Annotated in this window: 4 protein-coding genes and 1 pseudogene; 3 read left to right on the top strand and 2 right to left on the bottom strand. The window is 47.8% G+C overall.

Annotated elements, in window-relative coordinates:
* Positions 1 to 260: 260 nt before the first annotated feature.
* Positions 261 to 1,736 carry a PLP-dependent aminotransferase family protein gene (locus H6G00_RS19290; RefSeq protein ID WP_190797980.1) on the bottom strand — a complete coding sequence of 492 codons (1,476 nt, stop codon included), beginning with the start codon at positions 1,734 to 1,736 and terminating at the stop codon, positions 261 to 263.
* A gap of 108 nt (positions 1,737 to 1,844) precedes the next feature.
* On the opposite strand from H6G00_RS19290, the gene H6G00_RS19295 reads away from it, so the two are divergent.
* From H6G00_RS19295 to H6G00_RS19305, 3 genes are all read left to right on the top strand, one after another.
* Positions 1,845 to 2,867 carry an LLM class oxidoreductase gene (locus tag H6G00_RS19295; protein WP_199318597.1) on the top strand — a complete coding sequence of 341 codons (1,023 nt, stop codon included), beginning with the start codon at positions 1,845 to 1,847 and terminating at the stop codon, positions 2,865 to 2,867.
* Positions 2,868 to 3,006: 139 nt separating this feature from the next.
* On the top strand, positions 3,007 to 3,273 hold the full coding sequence (locus H6G00_RS36735) for a DUF1272 domain-containing protein (protein ID WP_190797981.1): 267 nt from the start codon (positions 3,007 to 3,009) through the stop codon (positions 3,271 to 3,273).
* Positions 3,274 to 3,382: 109 nt separating this feature from the next.
* On the top strand, positions 3,383 to 4,756 hold the full coding sequence (locus H6G00_RS19305; RefSeq protein ID WP_190797982.1) for an MATE family efflux transporter: 1,374 nt from the start codon (positions 3,383 to 3,385) through the stop codon (positions 4,754 to 4,756).
* Positions 4,757 to 4,979: 223 nt separating this feature from the next.
* Here the strand turns inward: H6G00_RS19305 and H6G00_RS35565 are convergent.
* Positions 4,980 to 5,108 (bottom strand): annotated as a pseudogene (locus tag H6G00_RS35565) (IS256 family transposase); the annotation flags it as partial.

Raw genomic sequence — 5,108 nt, forward strand, 5'->3', positions numbered from 1 at the left:
AAAAGATGGAGAAAATCAGCCAGAAAAACATCAAAACAGAACGTTTTGTCTTGTCGATGGCTCAATCTGACCTTGTTGCTCAAGATTCCAGATCAGCTTCTACACGAAACCCGCAACCAGTTGAGAAATAACGGTTCTGTCGCAAAAACTTTAGGAAACACTATTTGCAGTGTTGAAGTATGCATAATACAACTCTGTATGTAGCGTTAAAAAGATTTTTTGCGATAGAACCCCTCCATTTGATTAATCGGTTGTCTCTCCTAAGGCTCTGCAGCATTGAGAATTTCAGCTAAGCGCCGCACCCCTTCCTGAATCACCTCTGAATCGAGATCGGTACATCCTAGCAGAAACATTCCCTTGCCATCCTCGGCATTCATGTAGCAGGAACAAGCGCTAATCAACTCCACTCCTCGTTGTTCTGCTCGATCGCTCATCTCTTCATCGCTTAGTTGGATATGAAATTGCACCATCGCGTTCATTCCAGCATTCTCACCAATAATCGTCACTTGATTTCCTAAATATTGGTTCAACGCTTGCACAAGCGTTCTTCGCCGCTCAGCATACAGGATTCGCATTCGTCGAATATGGCTTTCTAAATGTCCTTCGTTGATGAAATCCGTCAAAGCGTGTTGTTCTAGCAGAGGAGATTGGCGATCGACTAACCATTTCGCACGTGCCACTACCGGAACGAGTTGCGGCGGTACAACCAGATACCCCATTCGCAATGAGGGAAACAGGACTTTGGAAAAAGTACCGATATAAATCACTGAATCACTGCTAGTTAGTCCCTGAAGTGCAGGAATCGGGCGTTCATCATAGCGAAACTCACTATCATAATCGTCCTCCAGAATCATTGCTCCAGTTTGTTGCGCCCAGGCTAACAGCGCCAGCCGTCTGGATAACGACAAGGCTGCCCCAGTGGGAAACTGATGCGACGGCGTGACATACACCAACTTCACAGGTATGGTCAGGGTTGAGAGTTTTTCCACGATCAGCCCTGAGCGATCGACCGGAATCGGTAATACCTCAGCCCCTTGCGCTTGAAAGATGTATCGCGCCTCGAAATAGCCAGGGTTTTCCATCACCACCCGATCGCCCTGATTCAAAAACAACCGAGCGATCAGATCCAGGGCTTGCTGAGAGCCGTTAACAATTATCACCTGCTCGGGTTCACAGCGGACCGCACGCGATTGGGTGAGATAGCAGGCGATCGCTTCCCGCAACGGTTTGTACCCCAAGGGATCAGCCGGATAGTCAAGGATGGTGTTGCTGAGGCGACAGGCGCGGGACAACAACCGTCGCCAGAGATGAATTGGAAATTCGTCAAAGGCAGGTCTGCCATAGCAACCGAAATTGATCAGCGGTTTTTGTCCAGGTGCAGGCGGCAGTTCCACCGTTGCCAGCGTTGCGCCATAGCTGGATAGCTCAATGCAAGGTGGGAATGTCGATGAAATCGGGGGAGCCGTTGTCGATCGCAACAGTTCATTGGGCAGTTGGCAAGCCACAAACGTTCCAGAAGCAGGTACGGTACTCAGATAACCTTCACTGAGCAATTGGTCGTAGCTGAATAAAACCGTTGCGCGGGAGATGCCTAAGGTTTTTGCCAACGATCGAGTAGAGGGCATCCGCTGCCCGGATACTAAGCGACCGGACAGGATCGCCTGTCGTAATTCGTCATAAAGCTGTCGATGCAGGGGAATGGTCGAAGTGATTTCTAGCTTAAGTGCAAGATCCATGATGAGTTTGCTCAACTGGTCTGGTGTAAATCTCTAAAACTGGTACTTGTGCCATGCCAGAATACTCATTACCTTAGCAGAGGAGTGAGCAACCATGAGACCCTACCCATGATTCCTAATCTTGAATCGCGACAATCGATCGCCTTTGCCAATCATCCAGGGTTTCGCCGCATGTTTGCACCCGGAAAATTGACAGTAGGGCTATTTTTACCGTTGTGGCAATATGAGGGCAGCATGGAGGCAATGCGAGGACAAGTTGCCTTGGTTAAACAGGCTGAACAAGCAAAATTTGCAGCCGTGTGGGTGCGCGATGTGCCGCTTCACGATCCCAGCTTTGGCGATGTCGGGCAAGTCTTTGATCCGTTTACCTATCTCAGTTATCTTGCGGCTCACACCACAACGATTTCATTGGCGGCTGGTAGTGCAATTTTCACGTTGCGCCATCCAATCGATCTAGCTAAGGCTGCGGCTTCCATTGATCAGCTTTCCAATGGGCGGTTAGTGCTGGGTGTGGCATCGGGCGATCGCCCCATTGAATTTCCTGCCTATGGGATTCAGTATGAGAACCGTGCAGAACAGTTTCGAGAGGCAATCGCGCTATTTCGTCGTTATCTCGAAGAGAGTTTTCCCAGCATTGATTCTTCAATCAGTCAGTTGAACAGTGGCGATTTATTGCCCAAACCGATCACTGGGAGCATCCCTCTACTCATCACAGGGTCTAGTCGTCAAAGTATGGAGTGGGTTGCTGCCAATGGCGATGGCTGGCTCTCTTATCCAGGAAACACATCGAGCATATCTGGAGCCGCTCAACTAGGTGTGAGAATTGAGGAATGGCGTAAGCTGATTCCCGATCAGATGTTTAAACCTCACGCTACGAATGAATGGATCGACTTATCAGATAATCCCGATGAACCACCTACACCGCTTCGAGGTGGATTTATTTTGCGAGTTGGGCGACGCGGGTTAATTGATTTGCTCAAGCGCTGGCAGTCCGTAGGGGTGAATCATGCTGCGCTTGGAGTACAACACGGTCGCCGTCCTGCTAGTGAAGTCACTGCTGAACTAGCCGAGGAGGTGTTGCCTCATTTTCCAACTCATGTAGCTCCTGCACCTATTGTAGAGGCATGGTGAGATCATTACACAGTAGGGCATGAATTGAACGATACATGGAGTGGGAAAAGATAAACAAGCGATATCTCAATTGCAGAGATATCTAAGTCCCTCCTCAATGAGCATGAGTAGATTTTTTATAGCGTAGGAATGAGTTCAGATGCTGGAATTACGTCCAAATTGCGAGTGTTGTAATCGAGATCTTCCTCCAGATTCAAAAGAGGCAATGATCTGTTCATTTGAGTGTACCTTCTGCAAGCACTGTGTTGAAACAATTTTATTTAGAATTTGTCCAAACTGCGGTGGTGAATTTGTTCCTCGTCCCATTCGTCCTGCGGCAGAACTGATTGCGTACCCTGCATCCACAAAGCGAGTTTTCAAACCGGAAAGTTGCCAGAAATCTACGATGGTATCAAGGATTTTTTAACTTTGGCTTGAGTTAATCAGAATTTCAGCGGTTTAACTAGATTGCTCTACACGCATCGATGGCATTTCTATCGTTGTCCAATTTGTCGTGCTGTTTTTGAAACTTTGTTATGGCTTCAATTTCAATTTCTCCCGTTCGCTCCGAGATCAAAGCATTTCTGCACCTGGCTATCCCGTTAGTGAGCGCTCAAATTGCCCAGTCAGCCACAGGGTTTGTTGATACCGTGATGATGGGGCATTTAGGATGGAAAGCCCTAGCCTCAGGAGGATTAGCCTCCTTCACCTTTCAAGTGTTTCTCAATGTTCTGGGCGGTGTGGTGATGGCAGTCAGTCCACTCGTTGCCGAAGCTTATGGCGCAGGACGCAAAACCCGGATTGAGCAGGCGACACAGCAGGGATTATGGCTGACGATTGGATTATCGATCGCGACCATGTGGGTGATCGCACATCTAGACACCGTGATGCTGCGGTTGGGGCAAACCCCTGAAACTGTGACCTTGTCCACTAGCTATCTTAATGTGATGCTGTGGGGATTATTCCCAGCAGTTGGCTTTGCCATGCTCAGAGGAGTGGTGTCTGGGCTGTCGCAAGCTCGTCCTATCATGATCATTGTGATTGGGGGAACACTTTTCAATATCGTCGGTAACTATGCTTTAGGGTTTGGTAAATTTGGCTTTCCTCGGATGGAATTAGCAGGATTGGCGCTAGCCAGCGCTCTGTCATGGTGGGGGATGTTTCTGTCATTAGTGATTTATCTGCTCAAACATCCACAACTCAGGATTTATAACTTGTTTCAAACGTGGTATCGTCCCAAATTCAATTTATTGCGAGAACTGCTCATTATCGGTACACCAATTGGAGTCTCGATCGCCTTCGAGTATGGCTTGGTACTGGTAATGACATATCTCATGGGCATCTTGGGAACGGATGTCTTAGCAGCACATCAAATTGCGTTGCAGACCGGGATTATTGTCTTCATGATTCCCTTGGGTATGTCCTTTGCGGCAACCGCCCGTGTCGGTCAGTGGTTCGGACAGCAAAAGCTGGAACGAACGAAAGAGGCAGGTTATATCAGTATTGGGGTTGCCCTCGCCGTGACAACGTTGGTGGCGATCGCGCTCCTCATCTTTCGTCAGCAAGTTGTTGGATTATATCTTGACGTTCACGATCCTGAGAATGTAGCACTGTTGAAACTGGTGATCCCCATGTTGATGGTGGTGGCGATCGGTCATGTTTTTGATGGGGTACAGAAAACAACGTTAGGTGCGTTGTATGGATTGCAAGATACCCGCATTCCAGTTGCATTTGGTATTCTTGCTTTTGTGGGAATTGGACTGGTCAGTGGCTATGTGTTGGGTTTCCATTTTGGCTTCGGAGGTGTGGGATTGTGGGCGGGCTATTACCTGGGAAGTACCACAGCCGCCGCCATCTACATTTGGCGCTTTGGCAACCTGATTTCTAGAAAAATAGAGAAACTCGACTAAACTCTGTGAGCAGAAACAAGTGGCTTGCAATGGACAACTTGTAATAAACAACTGGTAGCAAAACCCGAAAGGAGATAAGAATGAATTTGCCAAAAAAGATAGCAGGGGTGCGTATTCGGATTGTGTCGCAAAAACTTATTAAGGACAAACGATCGGTATCGTTTGCATTCCCTTAAGCAACAACTCCAGGGTATGTAAATAGATCTGTGTCAAAGATCTAAATTTAGAGAGGAAAGCGATCATCATACATAATTGCAAACTGATTTAGAGCAGGTCTCCAGTCTCGAATCGGCATCGTCCATTTTTTGGAAATATTCTGGATGGCTAGGTAAATGACTTTGAAGGCTGATTC

Source organism: Leptolyngbya sp. FACHB-541 (assembly GCF_014695875.1).
GTDB lineage: Bacteria > Cyanobacteriota > Cyanobacteriia > Elainellales > Elainellaceae > JAAUTN01.

What these genes read in the sequence shown, in the direction of transcription:
- H6G00_RS19290 (WP_190797980.1), bottom strand. Translation starts at nt 1,736, where the DNA reads ATGGATCTTGCACTTAAGCTAGAAATCACTTCGACCATTCCCCTGCAT.
- H6G00_RS19295 (WP_199318597.1), top strand. Translation starts at nt 1,845, where the DNA reads ATGATTCCTAATCTTGAATCGCGACAATCGATCGCCTTTGCCAATCAT.
- H6G00_RS36735 (WP_190797981.1), top strand. Translation starts at nt 3,007, where the DNA reads ATGCTGGAATTACGTCCAAATTGCGAGTGTTGTAATCGAGATCTTCCT.
- H6G00_RS19305 (WP_190797982.1), top strand. Translation starts at nt 3,383, where the DNA reads ATGGCTTCAATTTCAATTTCTCCCGTTCGCTCCGAGATCAAAGCATTT.